This is a genomic window from Streptococcus fryi (assembly GCF_053206505.1).
This window is the reverse complement of the sequence record NZ_JBRUGW010000036.1, coordinates 1-17,768: the sequence shown is the minus strand read 5'-3', so window position 1 is coordinate 17,768 and position 17,768 is coordinate 1. Positions and strand designations below refer to the sequence as shown.

Below are 17,768 nucleotides of genomic sequence, written 5' to 3'. Positions count from 1 at the left end.
TCCCAACGTGCTTTGTTCCCTGATATTTGGTTTCCCTCACAGGTCAGTTGGGTGATGATAGGCATTAAGGTCACGCCTACTACTTTGCCAAAAAGTAGATTTACTATACCGCCTTTACGGACGCACGGACAATATCACTTGGTCTCCAAGGAACGTCCAAATGATGCACAGCTTTCATCTTAGCTTGAACGTTAAGACCTGTTCCCCCTTTTTCCGTTGAAGCCAAGAGAATCCGCACCTCGCCACTATTGACCTGACGAGATAGACTATTCTTCTTGTCGTCAGTATTGGCGTCATGGACAAAGGCAATCTGGTTGGCTGGAATGCCACGATCGACTAAGAGGACTTTCAATTCGTTATAGATGTCAAAAACATCTCCATCTTTCTTAGGTGTCCCAATATCCGAAAAAATCATCTGGGTACTTTCTGTCGCCATATTCTCCCGATAAATCCGCTCCACATTGTCCACCACCTGAAGGAGTTTCTGGCTGTCTGACAACTTGTAGGCAGGGTCTAGCAACCGCATATCAATAGCGAGTTTTCTGGCCTCACCCGTTATTTTGAGCATATTATCCACAGTCGGCTCTACCAGACCGTTCTTGATGTCTTCAGACCGTGCCACTAACTCCTCCAAGTAATAGCGTTGGCTATCAGTTAACTCACTCTCTACTGGGATAATCCTAGCCTCTGGCACAGGTAAGTCCAACATATCCGATGTTTGAATATCAGCTGTTTCCTTATAAATCCGCATGAGTTCAGGCAGGTTGACAAATTTCTTAAAGCGTTTCTTAGGCTGGTATTTATCTCCCGTTGGAGACAGTTCCATAGCGTTTTCAATCTGGCCAAAAGCTCCCACCCAAGAGTCAAAGTGAGCCACCTGATACCGCTCTAGCACATCAGGCTGAACATAGTTCATCATGGTGTAGAGCTCACTGATGGAATTGGAAACAGGGGTTCCTGTCGCAAAGATGACATGGCGATTGTCATGCTCTGACTGGACCTGCCGCACCTTCATCTCCATGTCCACGTTCTTCTTGGCTGTGATATTGGTAATACCTGCCACGTTGCCCAAGCCTGTGATGGGACGGATATTCTTGAAATGGTGGGCTTCGTCCACAAAGAGGCAGTCAATGCCCAAGTTCTCAAACTCAATAAAGCTGTCCCTATCCAGTTTTTGAAGCTCCTCTAATCGTTCTTCCAAGGAACGAATAGCTCGTTCGGATTCTTTGACCGTGTAGTCATTCTCGCTCTTTAAGTAAATCTCTCGCATCTGGCTCAACTTGTCTATGATATAGGTTTCCTGTTTGGCCTTACTCATGAGAATTTTCTCAAACTGGCTATCTCCAATGACAATGGCATCATAATCTCCCGTGATAATCCGCGACACAAACTGCTTGCGGCGAGATTTGACAAAGTCCTTTTTGGTGGTCACAAAAACTTTCTTGGTCGGGAAGAACTTGAGGATTTCCTGACCAAATTGAGCAGTCAGACTAGATGGCACCACATAGAGAGGTTTGTGAACCATACCTAACTCTTTTAGCTTAAAGCCAGCCCCAAGCATGGTCAAGGTCTTGCCTGAACCCACTTCGTGTGCCAGAAGGGCTCGTTTTTCCTCCACAATCCGTTGAATGGCATTCTTTTGATGGGGACGTAAGGTGATATTTTGAGCCAAGCCATCAATAACCAAATGACTACCATCATAGGTCTTAGACACCGTACGGTTATAAAGGGTGTTGTAGGTATCCTCAATCAAAACCTGAACCTCTGGCGAAGATAAGACAAAGTCCTGAAAAAGCACCTGCATATCCGCTTCTCTACTTCTCAAGAGGCTGGTTCGCTGGGCATCTGTCATTTGCTTTTGCTTATCACCCTCTTTGACCGTCTGTGTGATAGTAGGTTGATTGGAATTGAGCAGGTTCTCAAACACCTTTCGCCCGCTATCATAGCGTGACCCCCTCACCCCCATAGCCGCTTCTTGGGCAGACACACGACGGTTGGTAAAGTCCTTAGACAAGGTATAGGTTCCATCAATAGGACTAACCTCAATGACATCTATTAAACTTGGGTCATCCAGAGGTCTCTCCTCCTCCAAAAGCACCGTATAGGCAAATTGCCCGTAAACTTCCTTTGGAATCCAACGGGAGCCAATACGGTAAGCAATATCTGCTAGACCAATCTGGCGTGGTTTGACAGCCTCAAGTAAAGTCTGGTAGTGCCTCCAGTCTGCCAAGTTATTATCTTCTTTTTGAAGCAAATCCACCTGATCTAGCTTAGTTAAAATATCACCCGATAAAAAATCCTGGCGAGAGACATAGACTGCTTTTCCTAAAAGGGCATAAGCAGGGTCTAACAAGACCAAATCCCCTAGCTCTTCAATCACATCACCTTCTGTCTTGCCTGGGTAGAGCGACATCATAAAGGGAATATCCACTCCACGACCATCAGCTAGGCTAGTATTGAGGGCATCTTGGGCAGTCTTGACTTCCTTTAGAATACGGTCTGGACGGACCAAGGCTTTCTCAAAAGCCAAGGACTTCTTATACTTGACCTTCTTGTCCACAGGGTCAATGTATTCATCTTCCAGACTAGCTAGAAGAGAATACTTATCATCACTATCAAAAAGATTACGGTTGACATTGCTATTGAGGTAGCCATAGCGTTTGACAAAGCGGTCATACTGGTAGTTGAGGTCGCCTAATAACTCCTCAAATCTGTCTCGGTCATAGTCATAATCCCGCTGGAGATCAATCATTTCCTGATAGGTGTTGCGAAGGTTGACCATACCCTTAATACGAGCAACCTCCTTATCCGACAAGGCTCCCTCGTAAAAGACTGTTTTCTTGTAAAGTCCCTTGTGTCGTCCTGTCTTCGTCGCTTCTTTGGACAGGTAAACATCAACAGCTGTCTCATCGGTCACAGTCAATGCCACAAAACGGTCAATAGCTGCTTGAGAGTATTTGGAATCCCAAGCCACAAATTCACCCGCGTCATTGACATAGTAGCTGATTTCTTCTGTCTTAGCCCCTACTCGAATCCCGTCACGGTCTCGATAGTAAACAATATCTCCCTCATAGCCGAAACTATAGAGTTCAAGGCTATCCCAAATTCTTTGTGGAATGCTTTTATCCACCTTTTTCTCCATCAGAACTTGGGATTGGATAAAGATGTTGTCCTTAACTTGTGGAAGTGATACCTGCTTCAAGGCCTCCTTCAACTCTAGCAACAAGTCTTGTCCGCTTCCCTTCAAGGACAGCGTTCCACCATTGAAATTTTTGACCTCATAAGTTCCTAGAACTTGAGGATTATCCTCACCGTCAAAGTAGGGATTGAGCCAAATACGGTCGTCCTTGTCATACCGCTTGCTTCCCGAAAAAGCAAGATCATCTGTGAATGCTCTCTTGTTCAAATCCTTTTGGAAGAAGAGAATATCAGTCGTGACACTCGTTCCTGCGATAGCCTTAAAGGCCGAATCGGGCAGACGAACCCCACCCAAAAACTGGGTCGTTTCCTTGATGTCCTGCAAGACATTATCCACCCGCTTATCCATTGTTCCCGTTGAGGAAATAACCGCCACTCGCCCAGCGTCATGAACCAAGTCCAAGGATTTTTTGATAAAGTAGTCATGAATCATATAAGGCTTGTCATAACGGTTGTCCGCGATTCTAAAATTACCAAAGGGAATGTTTGAAATAACCAGGTCAAAACTATCCGTCTGAAAAGGCACATCCTCAAACCCCTGAACAAAAATAGTCACATTGGGATGAAGCTGCTTTGCAATAGCTCCTGTAATCCCATCTAACTCCACACCGTAAAGGTCGCACTTCGCTCTTAATTGAGCTGGCATAGCCGAAAAGAAATTCCCAGTCCCCATAGAGGGGTCTAGCACTCGACCACCTCTAAAACCATCTGAGACCAACTTATCCCACATGGCTCTAACAATGGCTGGGTCGGTATAGTAAGCAGTCAGAGAACTCTGCTTCATATCTGAGTATTCCTTATCAGACACCAAATCCTTTAATTCCGCCCGATCTGCCTCAAATTGAGGATTGTAGTCATCAAAGAAACTATTGGCCAAACCACCCCAGCCGACATACTTGGCCAAAATCTCCTGTTCAGTTGGGCTAGCCTGTCTCCCAGACTTGTCCAGCTCTTTAACAAGACGGATTGCTGCAAGGTTGGCTTCCACCTTAGCCCGTGTCCCTTTAGGATAAAAATCGGTCAAGTCCTCTGGAAACGCAAAATTCTGAACAGGCTCAACTTTAACTAGCTCAGGCTCCTTTTCAAGCACATTAGGCTCTTCTTGAATAACCGCTTGGTCTTTGGGAGCCTCCGTTCTTTCTTCAGGACCTTTGTCTGAAGTGGGGTCTGTTTGACTGTCATCTAGGAAAGAAAAGAGGTCTATATCATCAGAATCCTCTGTGACTGCAAGGTCATTGCTTTCTTTAAAAGCCTCTGACTTTTCTGGACGATAAACAAGCTGACTTTTTTCCAGTGCACCAAGCGAGCCGACATAAAACACAGGACTGTGTAGCACATCATCATCGGGTAAAGCAGCTAGCTCAACTCTAATCTGACCCCGGTCTTCCCTAATATCTGCGACCTCAAACAGGTGTTCGCCATAACTGGCTAAGCTTCCCAGAGAATACGTTTTTTGAACCTCTTCCTTGAGTTCTAACAGGCTATCATCAAAAGGAGTTTCCTGTTCTTTAGCCTGAAGTTCTTCCAATAATAAGCGAGACGCCTTGTCTGGCTCTGCTTGAGCCATCAACTCAAAGACTTTGACCTCCTCTAGCTTCAACCCGTCTTTGGTCATGCGATTGGCCAAAAATACCAAACGCTCATAGGATAAGCTGCTCTCAAGAAAAAATGTAACGCTATCTCTGTCTAATCCATGGTCAAGTAACTCCACCGCAAGCCTCAACTGATAGACTGGGGCATGAGGGTACTGCCCTAAATAAAGCAACTCTTCTCTGGACAAACGGTATTTCCCAACCGCATCTAACAAGACACCTCGACTATCCTCTGGGAAATGCTCAACAGGGAAACCAACTTCCTCTAAAAGCTGGTAGTTTCTTGTCAAGAGCTGACGACTGAGGTCTACCAATTCTGCCAGTTCCTGAGAACCTGGTTCTCTAGCCAACTCATCTGCCGAACCATCCGCCTCCAAATAGGTAAAAATGGTCTCACCTTCATAGACGGGGATTTGCCTACGTTCTTCATCAAAGTCACCCAAATGAAACTGTGGAGGTCGCTCTAGTTTAGCCAATTCATCATAGTGGCTTAAAATGGCAAACTTTTGAGTCACGTTCAGCTGGTCATAAGCCTCATAGTGCTGACTCTTGCCTGAGCGACGGTCATAAGAAGAGAGCGGTTCAGCGTGATTGGTCAGATAGGCTGTTACCACGTCCCCAACCTCCTCAAACCTGATGACTGCTTCCTCCTCTTTCATCTGGGTCAACTCAGCTTTTTTCTGGTCAAAATGGGTGATAATCTCTGCCTTAATGGCCAATGGCAAGTTCTGATAGGCTGGCAAATGTTCAATGGTCAGGTTGGCATAATCTAACTTGGCCACAGGCTGACCGTAACTGACAATCAAGTCCTGCCCATTATCCTCAAAAGTCAGTTCTGGCTTGGGAAGGACAGGAGGCTCATAGTCTAAGATGAAGAGTTCAAACTCTCGACTAATGCGGGCTGCTAGATTATTAGCTACCTTGGACACATTGATAAAATCAACCTGATTCATCTGAGACACTAAACTCCCCAAGGACACGCCATGATAAGTACCACCTTGGTCCAAGAGCTGAAAGTAAACAGCTAGGTTATAGGTCGCTACCAAAACCACCATGTCTTTTTCAAAATGATTAAGTTGGGGGAGTTGCCGTAAGCCAGCCTGGGCAAAGCGATAGGTATAGACTCCAAAATGCTCAGAAGGCTGGTCTCCTTGGTTCAGAAAAGCTGCTAGCTCCTCACTTACATCGTAGGGAGCTGGAAATAACTCTACCCGTCCTTCTTGCTCAATAAAGGTTTCCAAAAGCCTTTCCCAAGGTTCATCAAAATGGTGGGCTTGAAAACGTAAAAAAGCCTCCTTAATAGCCAAATCTTGGTGTTGATGTTGACGGAGGTGATTGCTGATGGATTGTGTATTCATCCAGTGTTCTCCTTTGATTTTCTTTATTCAAAAAAGGACTGAGAAAGCTCTCAGTCCCATTTACTTAGAGGGTCATAGACAGCTCTCGCTGTGCTTCTACTTGAGGTCTTGCCAAGTCTGCCATATAGCTTCGTAAAAACTGGGAACGACTATCCAACTTGTCCTGGGCAAGAGCGAGATGAACCAAGTCCCCAAAGTAATCATCACTATCTTCGTCTAGCTGGTGGCGAATCAAATCATCTAAAGTCTCCAAACTATAGGGGTCAAAGTTACCCAATTGCCAACCATCAGATGACACCAAATGAGCAGACGAATGGCCTTGTAAAACATCTGAAATAAACTCATTTCCATCCCTTGTTCGGTAGAGGTTATCTAGTAGTCGGGTCAGGTCTCGCCTAATCACCTCACTCTGCTCATCCGCAACCAATCGCAGTTGCTCATCCAACAGATAAATGTTGTCTGTAGCCATGTAGTAAGCATAGAGGTCATTAAGAAGCGTTTGACTGGTAATTTGGGTCTCGACACTCATAATAGCCTTGGTAAATGATGAAGCATCCTTGTCTAAAAAGTATTGCATAACCTGTCGCATCTCCTGAAAAGTGGCGGTTCGGCCAGATAGGATTTCTGCCAAGTCAGCTTGTCCATCGCCATCAGAATCAGGGCTTAGGGGATTTGTTCCAAGAGTGAGTTCTTGAGCGTCTGTGAGACCGTATCGGTCACTATCTTGGGTATAAATGGTCTTAGGCATAGCTATCCTCACTTCCTACTTGCTTTTTCTTACGATATGCTCCATAAGCTAGTCCTAACATCAGACCGCCACCAACTAGACCAAGAAGGGAAGTCGCCTCTCCTGTTTGTGGGAGACTAGCAACTAGACCAGGTGTTTGTGGAGGAACTGGTGTTGGAATTGGAGTTTCTGGAACTTCTGACTTTGGAGTAGGAGGTGTCGGTGGGATTACAGGCTCAGGGGTCGTGGTCTTAACGGTGTTAGAGCTAATGGTCACACCATTAACGCTATGGCTAAAGCTGTTTTCCACGTCACCAGCCGCAATCCGTTTCATCTGAAGGTAAACATCGGCTTGGAAGGTGGAATCCTCTGAAAGACTGGTCAAAAAGTCCTTATCAAAGGCAATAGACACCTGACCAGACTGAGTATCCACTTCTTGAAGGGTGTACTTAGTCACTTCTGTGCCAGCTTTCAGGACAGTCCCATCTACCAAGGTAACATCCGTCATCAGGTAGGCCTGATAAACACCATCATACTGGTCATGTTTTTCATCGTAATCATCGTTAAAGCGATAGTCAGTGAGAGCTGTCGCTCGATGAGCTGGAATGTGTGCTCCTTGAAGACGATAGTTAAAGACCTGATTGAGGGCAATTTCTTTACCATCTAAACTCTGGTCCTTGTGTGACAGGTCAATGACCACATCCTTTTTGGGGTCTAGTTTTGGCACGTTGTTCACAACAGTATCCGTCACATAGGCTAGGCCAAAATCAATCTGATAGGCCGTGTTGGTGTAGTCACCACCTGTTTTGACCATATCTTTCTTGATAGTCATGGGATTGGTCACAACAAGAGTCTGACCCGTCTTAACATAGGTGTCATAAAAGGTCTGCGGGTCATCTGCCGAGAAGACTTGAATAGCTCCTTTAGGTACAAAGCCCTTACCTACCATCGCCTCTTGCACAACTTTTGGTGCTTCAGTTAGAGAGGCGTAGACTTTAACGGATAAGCCCTTGACTGCTTGCCACTTACCATCAACCATCTGAATTCCTTCTGGATTTATCTCCAAAGCCTCTTCTGGGTAATCATCCACCATAAAGAAGCCTTTTGTAATCTGGTCTTTAGTCGCAGACATACCCTTGTAGGCACTATAATCCATAACAATCTTGTAATAATTGACCGTATTAGGAAGCACGGTCTTTCCATCAATAGTCATTCCCTTGTCATTCGTGTTGGATTTTTTCGGAGTAACAATTGGAATAAAGTTGGACACTTCTTCCGTTTCGTAGGCCAATCCAAAATCAACCTGATAGGCTTTATTGGTATAGGTCTGACCCGAGTTATAAAGGCTGTCCTTGACGGTCATAGGGTCAATAATAGTTAGAGATTGACCGGTCTTGACATAAGTCTCATAGAAGGCCTGGTTGTCTTTTGGTCGAAAGACTTGGAAGGCTCCTTTAGGAGACAACTTCTTGGCAAGCAAGGCCTCTTTTAGAGCATCTGGGGCTTCATCGAGGCTCTGATAAGTCTCGACCACAATATCTGACACTTCCTTACCGTCTGCCGTCACCACTCGGATGTTCTTGGTGTCAATATCGAGGGTCTCCTCTGGGTAATCATCCACGAAGTAAAAGCCCTTGGCAATAGCGTCTTTAGTCGCCACAATTCCCTTGTACTGGTCTAAGTCCCATGACAAGGTATAGAAGTTTTTAGAGCCAACAAGCATAGCCTGACCATTGATGTCCACCTTATCTGCATTGAGGTTCTTCTTGACAGGTTCTGGTGTCACTAGGGTGTTGATCACTTCCTTCGTCGCATAACCATTACCAAAATCAATCTGATAGGCAGTATTGGTGTAGGTTAAAGTCTTGTCCTTTAGGTCAGTATGAACCGTCATGGGACTGGTCACCAAAAGACTTGTCCCAGTCTTGACATAGGTGTCGTAAAAGGTTTGATTGTTTTCTGGAACAATGACCTGAAAAGCTCCTTTAGGGCTAATCTTAGCCGTTGTCAGTTGATTTCTAAGCCTTTCTGGTGCTTCTGACAGGTCCTTGTAAGTTGTTACCACAAAACCAGATAGGATTTTACCGTCTAGGGTTGTAACACTAACCGCCTTGTCATCTGTCACTAAAGCCTCTTCTGGAAAATCATCTAAGAGGAAAAAGCCCTTGGCAACAGTCTCCTTGGATGACTGGTCCCCCTTATACTGGTCTAAATCCCAAGTCAAGGTATAGTGATTGGTTGAACCAACTAAGACCACCGTATCATTGATAACAATGCCATCGCTGTTCTTGTTGGTCTTATCAGGGGTAATCAAGGTCGTTGTCGTCCCATCGCCTGGTGTCCGAACCGTCACAGGATTTGAAGTCACTGTGTAGGCTGTTGAGGTATCTTTGTTAATAATGAGTTTGTAGGTGTTAGTGTAAGTCGCACCATCATTAACTACCGTGCCGTAAAGCATAGGTGCAGTTAGGCGATAAGACTTGGTCAAATCCTTATTGACTTCAGACAGGAGACTATCTCTAGCCGTCAATCGGACAAGGTGCTTAGAGCTGTCATAGGAAACTTCATAGGCAGTGTTATGTTCTTTTGTTGTCGTTTCATTGAGGACATAACCTGCTGGTAGGTAGTCTTCAAAGATGAGGCTACTTGTCGCCACACGATTTGGAGACAGGTCTCCTACTTCCAAAGGATAGTTGACAGGAGATTCCTTAGCAACTAAACTCTTATCAATAGACACACGGTCACTATTTTCCACCTCTTTGTGAATACCTGGTTGGGTCGCTAAACGGTAGCCATGTACTTGAACACTTGGAACAGCTGGCGGCGTAGGTGCTTTTTCATAGACGGGTTGAGTTGGCAAAGCAACTTTCACCAATGTCAAACTCGGCTCCTCGACAGGAGTGGTTGGTTTTGGGGTGAAAGTTACCAGAGGTTCTGGGGTAAAGGTCTTGGGTGTATAGACAGATGGGGGGTAGGTTAAGGGATCTGGAACAGGGTCAAGGTTTGGTTTGACCAAGGGTTTAGGCGTATAAGGGCGAACCGTCCGTGCCACAGGCAGGGTATTGAGCGCAAACCAATAGGTCTTGCCTCCCACCTGAGTGGGCATATCTCCCTGACCAAAGGTCACTCGGTAGGTATTGCCAGAGGTCACCGTTGATACAATCGCCCCTTTATAGGCATAGCGACTAGAAGTCGTGTCCCACTCTTCAGGTGTGCCAATCTCATGGGCTCGGTTAGAGCCAAGTGACCGTGCTAGGCCTTCGTTGGTGACCTGAACAGTAGAGCCATTGATAGGGACAAATTTACCAGATGAATCTTTGACATACTCTAGTCCAATATTGTTATGGTTGAGTGATGAGTGGGTGAAAACACCTGGCTGTTCCTTGGAGAAGGTCACTTGACTACCATCAGCTAAGGTGTACTTGGCCTCCACTCGAAATTCCATTTTGTCGGTACGCCAGTCACCTGTCCCGTCTCCACGGTAGGCGATAAAGCCTTCTGTCGGGTCATTGGGAACAACCAGCTTAACACTATTGGTTCCAGCTGGCGAGACAAGGTTGGTAATGTCATAGGTCACGCCTGTAATCTTCTTACCCGCAAAACTGGCGTTCTGAAGGTTCGAGTAGTTAAATCGCAAGGTCTCCCCTGTCCGAAACTGGTCATAGACAAAGAATCCTGTTGAATCCAGAATCCGACTATAGCCACCCAACATGGCATCTCCCGTGCTAATAATATGGTCGGGATTGCGAGTAGCTGCCCCATGTTGGGTTTGGGGTTCCCCACGATTGAGGTCAAGGGCCTGGGCAAGGGCTTCTGAAATGTAGCCTTCTTCACCCTTTTGAATTTCAGCCAGTTCTCGGTCATAGCGAGCTTTTTCAGAAGCATTGTAGGCTTCATTGGCCTTGTTAGTCGCATCGGCTTCTGCCTGTTTCTGGGCATTGCGTTTTTTGATGGCTTCAATCTCTGCCTGACGGTTGGTCACTTGAGCTTGCTTGTCCTTATTGGCCTGGTCCACCGCTGCTTGACCACGGCGATTCTCCTCATCAACTGCAGCTTGACCTGCCTGATTTCGCTGGGTAATGGCTTCATTGTCTTCTTTTGCCTTAGCTAAGCCAGCAGCATTTTCTGCTTCGATTTGCTTGTTTTTCACTGTTTGAGCGTCTGCTTCAGTTTTCTTAGTCACATAGGTGTTGATAGCGGTTTGGTTCTGCTCGTTAACACCTTGGACCAGTTTGGCATAACCCTCATAGGCTTCTGGTGATGTACCGTCTCCTGATGTGATGGTCTTATCCGTCACCGTTACCTTGGCATTTGGAAAACGGTTGGTCAAATCAGAAACGGTAGCATTGACGTCCTTTTCAAGGTTTTTCGTCGCGTCTTCTGCTTGTTTATGACTGGCTTTCAGGGTCGCATTCTCCCCTTCAATCCGTTCAACTTCTGCCGCATGGTCTGCCTTATCTGATTGATATTTAGCTGTCACATCTTTCAGCTCTGATACCTGCTTATCCATATCGGATTTAGCAGTATCGAGAGCTCGATTGGTTTCTTCAGCTGTCTGAGTGATTCCAAGGTCCATGTCCTGACCTGATGTAATTGTCACCCCTTCAGCCTTAGCTTCAGCAATCGCTTGCTTTAATGGTGTCTCATCAATGGTCACAGGTATAGTTCCTTGGGATTGCCCTGTTTCCGAAAGACTAGTGTTATGCTCTACTGTCTCAGTAGGCTGTACTTCAGGGAGGTTGGTAGCTGGATTATCCTTTAGAACAGTCGAAGGTGTGCTCGGTGTCAACAATTCATCAGCCTTGGCTACACCTCCTCCTAAAGCAAGTACCGCCGTTGCGACAGTTCCTAGTGCAACAGAGCAGAGAGTACGGTATTTCTTGCTTTTCCGAAAAACATATTTCTCACCCTTTTCTTGGGTCATAATTGGTTTTACTTGAATGGGTAGGGTCATGGGACACTCCTTTATAGATGATTTAGTCGATTACCAGATGGCCTGGTTAATCTTGCCCCATCATACCAAGAAGAATTTGCTTATTTTATCACGACAATCATAACCACCCGTCAAACGGGTGGTTTGAACAAGGGCTATAAGCCCACATCACCAGCCAGCGCCTAAAGACGCTGGCTTTCACTTTGTTCGAGCCTAATCGCTTTTGACTCGTCACTTGCCTCTTAAAGAGGCGTTAGTATTTCTTACCATCATCCCTAAAGGGATCTTCGTACTCTTTCACACTCAATTTATCAAGTGCAATGTCATGTTTTTCCTGTTCTTGGATATATTTTTTTATCGTGGCTTCGTTAAGTCCTACCGTGCTTACATAATAACCCTCTGCACAAAAATGGCGATTGCCAAATTTGTATTTGAGATTCGCGTGTTTATCAAACATCATAAGAGCACTTTTACCTTTTAAATAACCCATGAAACTTGAAACACTTACCCTTGGTGGAATACTGACAAGCATATGAACATGGTCTGGCATTAGATGCCCCTCGATTATTTCAACCCCTTTGTAACGACATAAACGGCGAAATATTTCTCCTAAACTGCTTCTATATTGATTATAAATAACTTTTCGTCTATACTTAGGTGTAAACACAATGTGGTATTTACACATCCACTTTGTATGCGATAAACTATGTGCCTTCTGTGCCATATTTTTCTCCTTTCGCTTTGCAATAGGCTTGAACACCTTTATTGTATCGCGTTTGGAGTTTTTTGGTATAACCTGCGATGCGCACCCGCATAGCGGGTGATTTATTTGTCTCGCACCTTACGGAGCGAGACAGACTAAAAGTCACATAAAAAAAGCCAGTAGCACACGGCTACTGGCTAGGAGCATATACTAACAGTTTACAATAATGTTAGCATATTCTTTTATTTTTAACAGTTCATTCTGCAATGGACATGGGTTTTCAGTCTCCATTCCGACTTTTTGTGAGATAGTCAAGAATAAAAAAAGAAGAACTGACGCATCAGCTCTTCCAGACACGTCAGTACGTGCCCCAATTCGATTCCAGCAATATATGACCGTAATAATCTATCCGACAATCACCTTTGTCATATCAAGTGCCATTGGTTGATAACAAACCCCTGGGTGCTTATTATCCTCAATAATCTCACCGTATTCAATAAAACCAAACGACTTATAGAAAGAGATAACTTTATCGTCATTGACACTATCCAAATAAACCATTTTTCCACCAAGAATACTTTGAGCCAATTGAATTTTTTCAACGACAAGCTCCATAACTTGCTGACCTGTGATTTTATTAAAATGTAGATTTTTTCCAAATTGGGCAATCAAAAGACCAGGTATGTAATCCAAGTGATTAGCATTTTTACCACTTAATATAAAGGCTTTTCTACTATCATCATCTAAGTCTTTGACATTCACAATTTTCAATGTCAATGTGAAGAAACCTAAAATTTCAAATGTATCTTCCGATACTTCTTGGTCAATAATAATAAAATTTCTAGATTTATGAGTTAACTCTGTTGTGATGGCCTCACTTTTAAGATATTCTAACATATCAGCGTTTTTACCAAATGATACTTGGTTAGAAACAATTGCAGAGAACTCCTCACGAATTTTTTGGCGTATCTTACGTTCATTCCTGTATTCAGGGTGCTTCAAGGTGATGGCTTGCCGTAGGGAGTTGATGACATCTCCCAAGGGTAATGCAAATAATGTCATGTTTTACTTAACCAACTTCGCCAAACCTGCCAAGGAAGGTTGTACTTGTTTCTCTCTATTTTTATTGACGATATCGAGTAACAACTCAGTTGGCTCCGAGGCTTGGATTTTTTCAAAGTCTTCTTTTGTGAGTATAATATCACGAGTAATACTAATGGTTGCCATGAGTCTGCTTCCTTTCTTTATTGATAGACCTATTATAGCATGTTTTTACTACGTTTACAAGGAACTACAAGATTTCATACTATGAATGAAAAATGACTTCAGTTGTTTTGTATCAGGGAACAACTGGAGTGCTAGTGTCTTGATTCTAATCCAAGAATAATGATTTGTCAAATGATTACTATTTCACCGTATAAGCAAAACTCATAGCTGCGTCCGGTCCACTGATTTTGCGGAAGGTGTAGTTTGGATTGCCATTAATATTGGTCTCTGAGATGAGAAACGAGCCATCTGGGTAGACTTTCTCGACAAATGCCACATGCCCGTAAGGAATAGGTGTACCGTGACTGCCTCCCGCAAAGGAAATAATAGCCCCTGCTTGAGGCATTGAACCCGTCTCACCACCTAAAGCTGATGCAGAACCCACCCAATCCTGACCATTCCCCATGACACTTGTGATAGAAATTTTCTCACCGTTTCTTCCTCTGAGCTTGAGACCAAGCTGGTTAATGCGAGCGGCAACACCCCAGGTACATTGACCATAGGCATAACCCATACCATCCCCACCACCTGGAATAGAATTGCCAAAGAGGTCTCCTCTGACGGCTTCTAGGGCAGCTGGGTCACTCTGGGCTGTTCCACCATTTGGTTGACTAAAGCCTTTTTCAATCTGATAGTACCACTCGGCAGCTCTGGTTTGGCGTTCCAAGAGTTTATCACCACTATTGCCCTCCCAATAGGTCAGAAAGACTTGGGCTAGACTGGCTGGACTGCCTGTATTCTGGAAGAAGTCTTTGAGCCAGTTGGTGTAGTAGGGATTGTCTGCCTCAAGCATAAAGTCCAACTGAAGCTCTAAATCATACCAGAGCTTGCCCTTTCTTTTGGCGTACTCTAGAAGTAAGGTGTGGCGACGTGACCCGTCTGCGGTGTCCGTCCATTGCCCTAAACCAAGCCCTCGGCGAAGGATGTTGGGGTAACGTCCGTTGTAGATGGCAGGACCACCCATAGCCAGCCAGTTAGGGTCGTCCCATGAGCTATCGCTTGCCCCAACGGGTGGGCTCAGGTAATCCCCTTCTGCCCGCTTTGGATTGATAGCTGATTCAACTGACCAGTTGCCCAAGATGGCTGCGATAGCCTGATTGGTCGCCCCCTTGGCTTTGAGGTAGGTGTAGATAGCCTTAGCTCGTTCAAATTCATCTCCACCAAATTGCCCAATATTGGGTAAAATAGTGGTTTGGACTTGAACCACCTTGGGAAAATAAAAGGCAGGATTGACCGCAACTAATTTCTTTTGGTCTGGGTCATATTTCTCATAGGACACTTTAAGACCTGTGTTAGTCTTGGTCTGACCAATTCTATCACCCGCAACAACTCTTTGCCCCTCAACCAAGCGACCTGTGTGAATGCCATACAAACGCAAAGAGACTGAACTGATCTTTTTACCAGCGGTGATGAGGACATCATCCCCCTCCAAATAAACCGTCCCATCAAGAGGAGCAAGAACTGCCTGATTTTCTTGTGCCTCTAGAACGATAAACTCTTGTAGTGTTGGCTTACCGTCCAAATAATAGTAACCATAACGATAGGTCATGGGCAAGACATCATCATCTGTCTTCCCCTCAAAGGGATTGTTCAGTTCCTGTAGGCTGGCATAGATACCCTCCTCCGATAGTTCCTTGAGGTCATCTTGCTCCTCTTTGGATAATTGATAAGGTGGCTTATCATAAAGGTCTGCCATGGTTTTGAGGCTACCATCATCATTTAAGTCCTGCCAAAGTGTGGACAGGTAATCCTTATAGGTGTTAGACAATGGAAGTACACTCATCTTATCCTCTAAGGTATAATCTTGGAATTGGAGATTCATGTAGGCCATGACCTCATCAATCTTTGTATAGTAGGTGATGCCTGTGTCACTCGTTCGGGTCTGTTCCGCATCCTCCCAAGTCATATGAATGTAAGCCTTAGTTAACTCAAACTCATCTTGTTGGATAGCCGTCTGACTGGCAAAGCCTAAGAAAAAAGATATCATAAGCAATAAAAACAACAAGAAACCTGAAACAATCCAAGTAACAGGATTGCCCACCAAGACCATAAAAGCCTGTTTGAAACTGGAGATGAAACTTTGCACAACCCTACCAACTTGTCTAGTCTGGTGGGCTCGTCTTGCGACTTGCCGTTTAAGACGATGAAGGACCTTCCCATCTTGCTTCGTTAATCGCCACCCTTTCCCAGAACGCCAGTTTTGGTAACGTTCTTTGGTGTTTCTAGCCCGTCTGATTATAAAACGGGAGCTGGCTTGAGACAACTTGACAGCCGACTTACTGGTGTCAATCCCTGCTCTGATGTAACGTGCCACCTGGTAGCTGTTGTCCACGACTTCCCTAGCACCAGACAAATCGTCATCTTGACTGGTGAGGTATAGGGCTTCTCGTCCAATCGGTTTTCCTGCACGTTTGACCTTGTTAGTGGGTGACTTGTGCTTGGTGGCCAACTTAACCTGTTTCAGCTCTCTTTTGCTTTGAGAGACTTTCTGTTCCGCCTGCAAACGCTCAATAGACTTGGCTTGATAGAAAAAACGAGACTGTTTTGTCTGGCTCGCTTGGTCAGATGGCTTACTCTTTGCCTTTTCTTCCTCCTTGACGGTTTTCAAGTGTTGCCTAGCCTGCTTGTGTCTCGCTTTAGCTTGAGGTAAGCGATGGTGCTTTAATTCTTGACGGGATAGGTCATAAGGATTGGCGGAGGATAAAAGGCTATCAAACCGCTTGTCTTCCTCTTCTTTGAGGTCTTCAAATTCTTTCTTAGCACTAGAGACCGTTTCCTGATAAGCCTCTTGTGCTGGAGATTTAGACGACACCAGACGATGAAAGAGAAAGCCTCGTCTACCTGACTGAGAAATAAAGTTTTGCCTTGCTTCCTGTCGTTTGAGGCGATAGGTGCGTCTTCCCTGTCTTAGATTGGTTTTCTTGGTCAATCTCGCTCGCTTCAATTCTTGCTTTGTGACAGCCATCTTATTCTTCCTCCCTTGTGGCTTGGACCATCTTGTCAGGGTCTGTGCTCATCAGGTCAAAGAGTTGGGTATCGGTTGGGATACGGTTCTTGAAGGGGACAACCGTATGACCGGCCTTAATGAGACCTGCCCCACGTTCGGGATTAACCAGGTATTTCTCCAACTCCTTAGACAAACCAAGCAGATGTACCAACTCTTCTCGGTCATTTTTAGCCTGTTTGAGCAGAATCATAAACTCACTATTGGCCAAAATTCGCCTCCCGTTGGCATCCATCAAGAGGGTTTCCACATTTTGCGTAATGCCCGTTGGAATTGCCCCGTACTTCCGCACCCGGCTCCAGAGTTTAAAGAAGAAATTACTGGCATATTCATCCAACAAAAGCAACTGCATTTCATCAAAGTAAATCCAGGTCTTCTTGCCAAGTTTTTGGTTTTTAACCACACGATTCCAAATCTGGTCAAAGATGACCATGAGGGCAATCTGCTTCAACTCATCCCCTAACTTTTTAACATTGTAAATGAGGAAATGGCTATCGGTTTTGATGTTGGTGTGGTGTGAAAAAATGTCTAGTGAGCCTTCAACATAGAGTTCCATATCAAGGGCTAAGTCCTTGGCTTCTTGTTCAGGCTGTTTAGAGAGAACAAAGACCCATTCTACGAGAGATGGTGTCTCAAAATGCTTATAGGTTAACCGTGTCACACGGTCAATCAGGGACTTTTCTCGACCGTCCATTTTCCGGTCTAAGAGTTTCCCAATCCAAGACAATAGAAATTCAGATTTGACCTTAATAGGGTCTTCATCCATATTGTCATCGGATAAGTCTAAAACGTTTAAAAAAGTGGTAGAGTCAGGCGCAATATCAATGCTTTCCCCACCAAAGGCTTGACCAATGATACTGTAGTCGAGTAGGTTAGTGGTATTACTACCACCTTCCTCTCTAAGAACCGTACGTGAGAGTTTCCCCTCATACGGCTCAAGCATTTCATCACTCTTTCGAGCGGCTCTCAATAAATAGTCGTTGACAA

At 44.9% G+C, this 17,768-nt stretch carries 7 protein-coding genes and 1 pseudogene; all 8 read right to left on the bottom strand.

Annotated elements, in window-relative coordinates; all coding sequences use genetic code 11:
* Positions 1–103 precede the first annotated feature (103 nt).
* The gene (locus ACVRZH_RS08610; RefSeq protein ID WP_447454890.1) at positions 104–6,148 is read right to left on the bottom strand and encodes a helicase-like domain-containing protein; all 6,045 of its coding nucleotides are present in this window, start codon (positions 6,146–6,148) and stop codon (positions 104–106) included.
* A gap of 604 nt (positions 6,149–6,752) precedes the next feature.
* Positions 6,753–6,896: pseudogene (locus ACVRZH_RS08605) on the bottom strand (calcium-binding protein); the annotation flags it as partial.
* A complete protein-coding gene (locus tag ACVRZH_RS08600; protein WP_447454889.1) occupies positions 6,889–11,829 on the bottom strand; it encodes an SspB-related isopeptide-forming adhesin in 4,941 nt (1,646 codons plus the stop codon). The pseudogene ACVRZH_RS08605 and the gene ACVRZH_RS08600, both read right to left, overlap by 8 nt.
* 232 nt (positions 11,830–12,061) lie before the next feature.
* On the bottom strand, positions 12,062–12,532 hold the full coding sequence (gene tnpA, locus ACVRZH_RS08595) for an IS200/IS605 family transposase (protein WP_447454888.1): 471 nt from the start codon (positions 12,530–12,532) through the stop codon (positions 12,062–12,064).
* Positions 12,533–12,916: 384 nt separating this feature from the next.
* Positions 12,917–13,573 (bottom strand): hypothetical protein, encoded by a 657-nt coding sequence (locus ACVRZH_RS08590; RefSeq protein WP_447454887.1) that lies wholly within the window; start codon positions 13,571–13,573, stop codon positions 12,917–12,919.
* 3 nt (positions 13,574–13,576) lie between these two features.
* Positions 13,577–13,738: a hypothetical protein gene (locus tag ACVRZH_RS08585; RefSeq protein WP_185740593.1), complete on the bottom strand. Its 162-nt coding sequence runs from the start codon at positions 13,736–13,738 to the stop codon at positions 13,577–13,579.
* A gap of 178 nt (positions 13,739–13,916) precedes the next feature.
* The gene (locus tag ACVRZH_RS08580; protein WP_447454886.1) at positions 13,917–16,742 is read right to left on the bottom strand and encodes a phage tail tip lysozyme; all 2,826 of its coding nucleotides are present in this window, start codon (positions 16,740–16,742) and stop codon (positions 13,917–13,919) included.
* A gap of 1 nt (position 16,743) precedes the next feature.
* Positions 16,744–17,768 (bottom strand): VirB4-like conjugal transfer ATPase, CD1110 family (locus ACVRZH_RS08575; protein WP_447454885.1); only part of this gene is annotated, 1,025 nt, incomplete at its 5' end.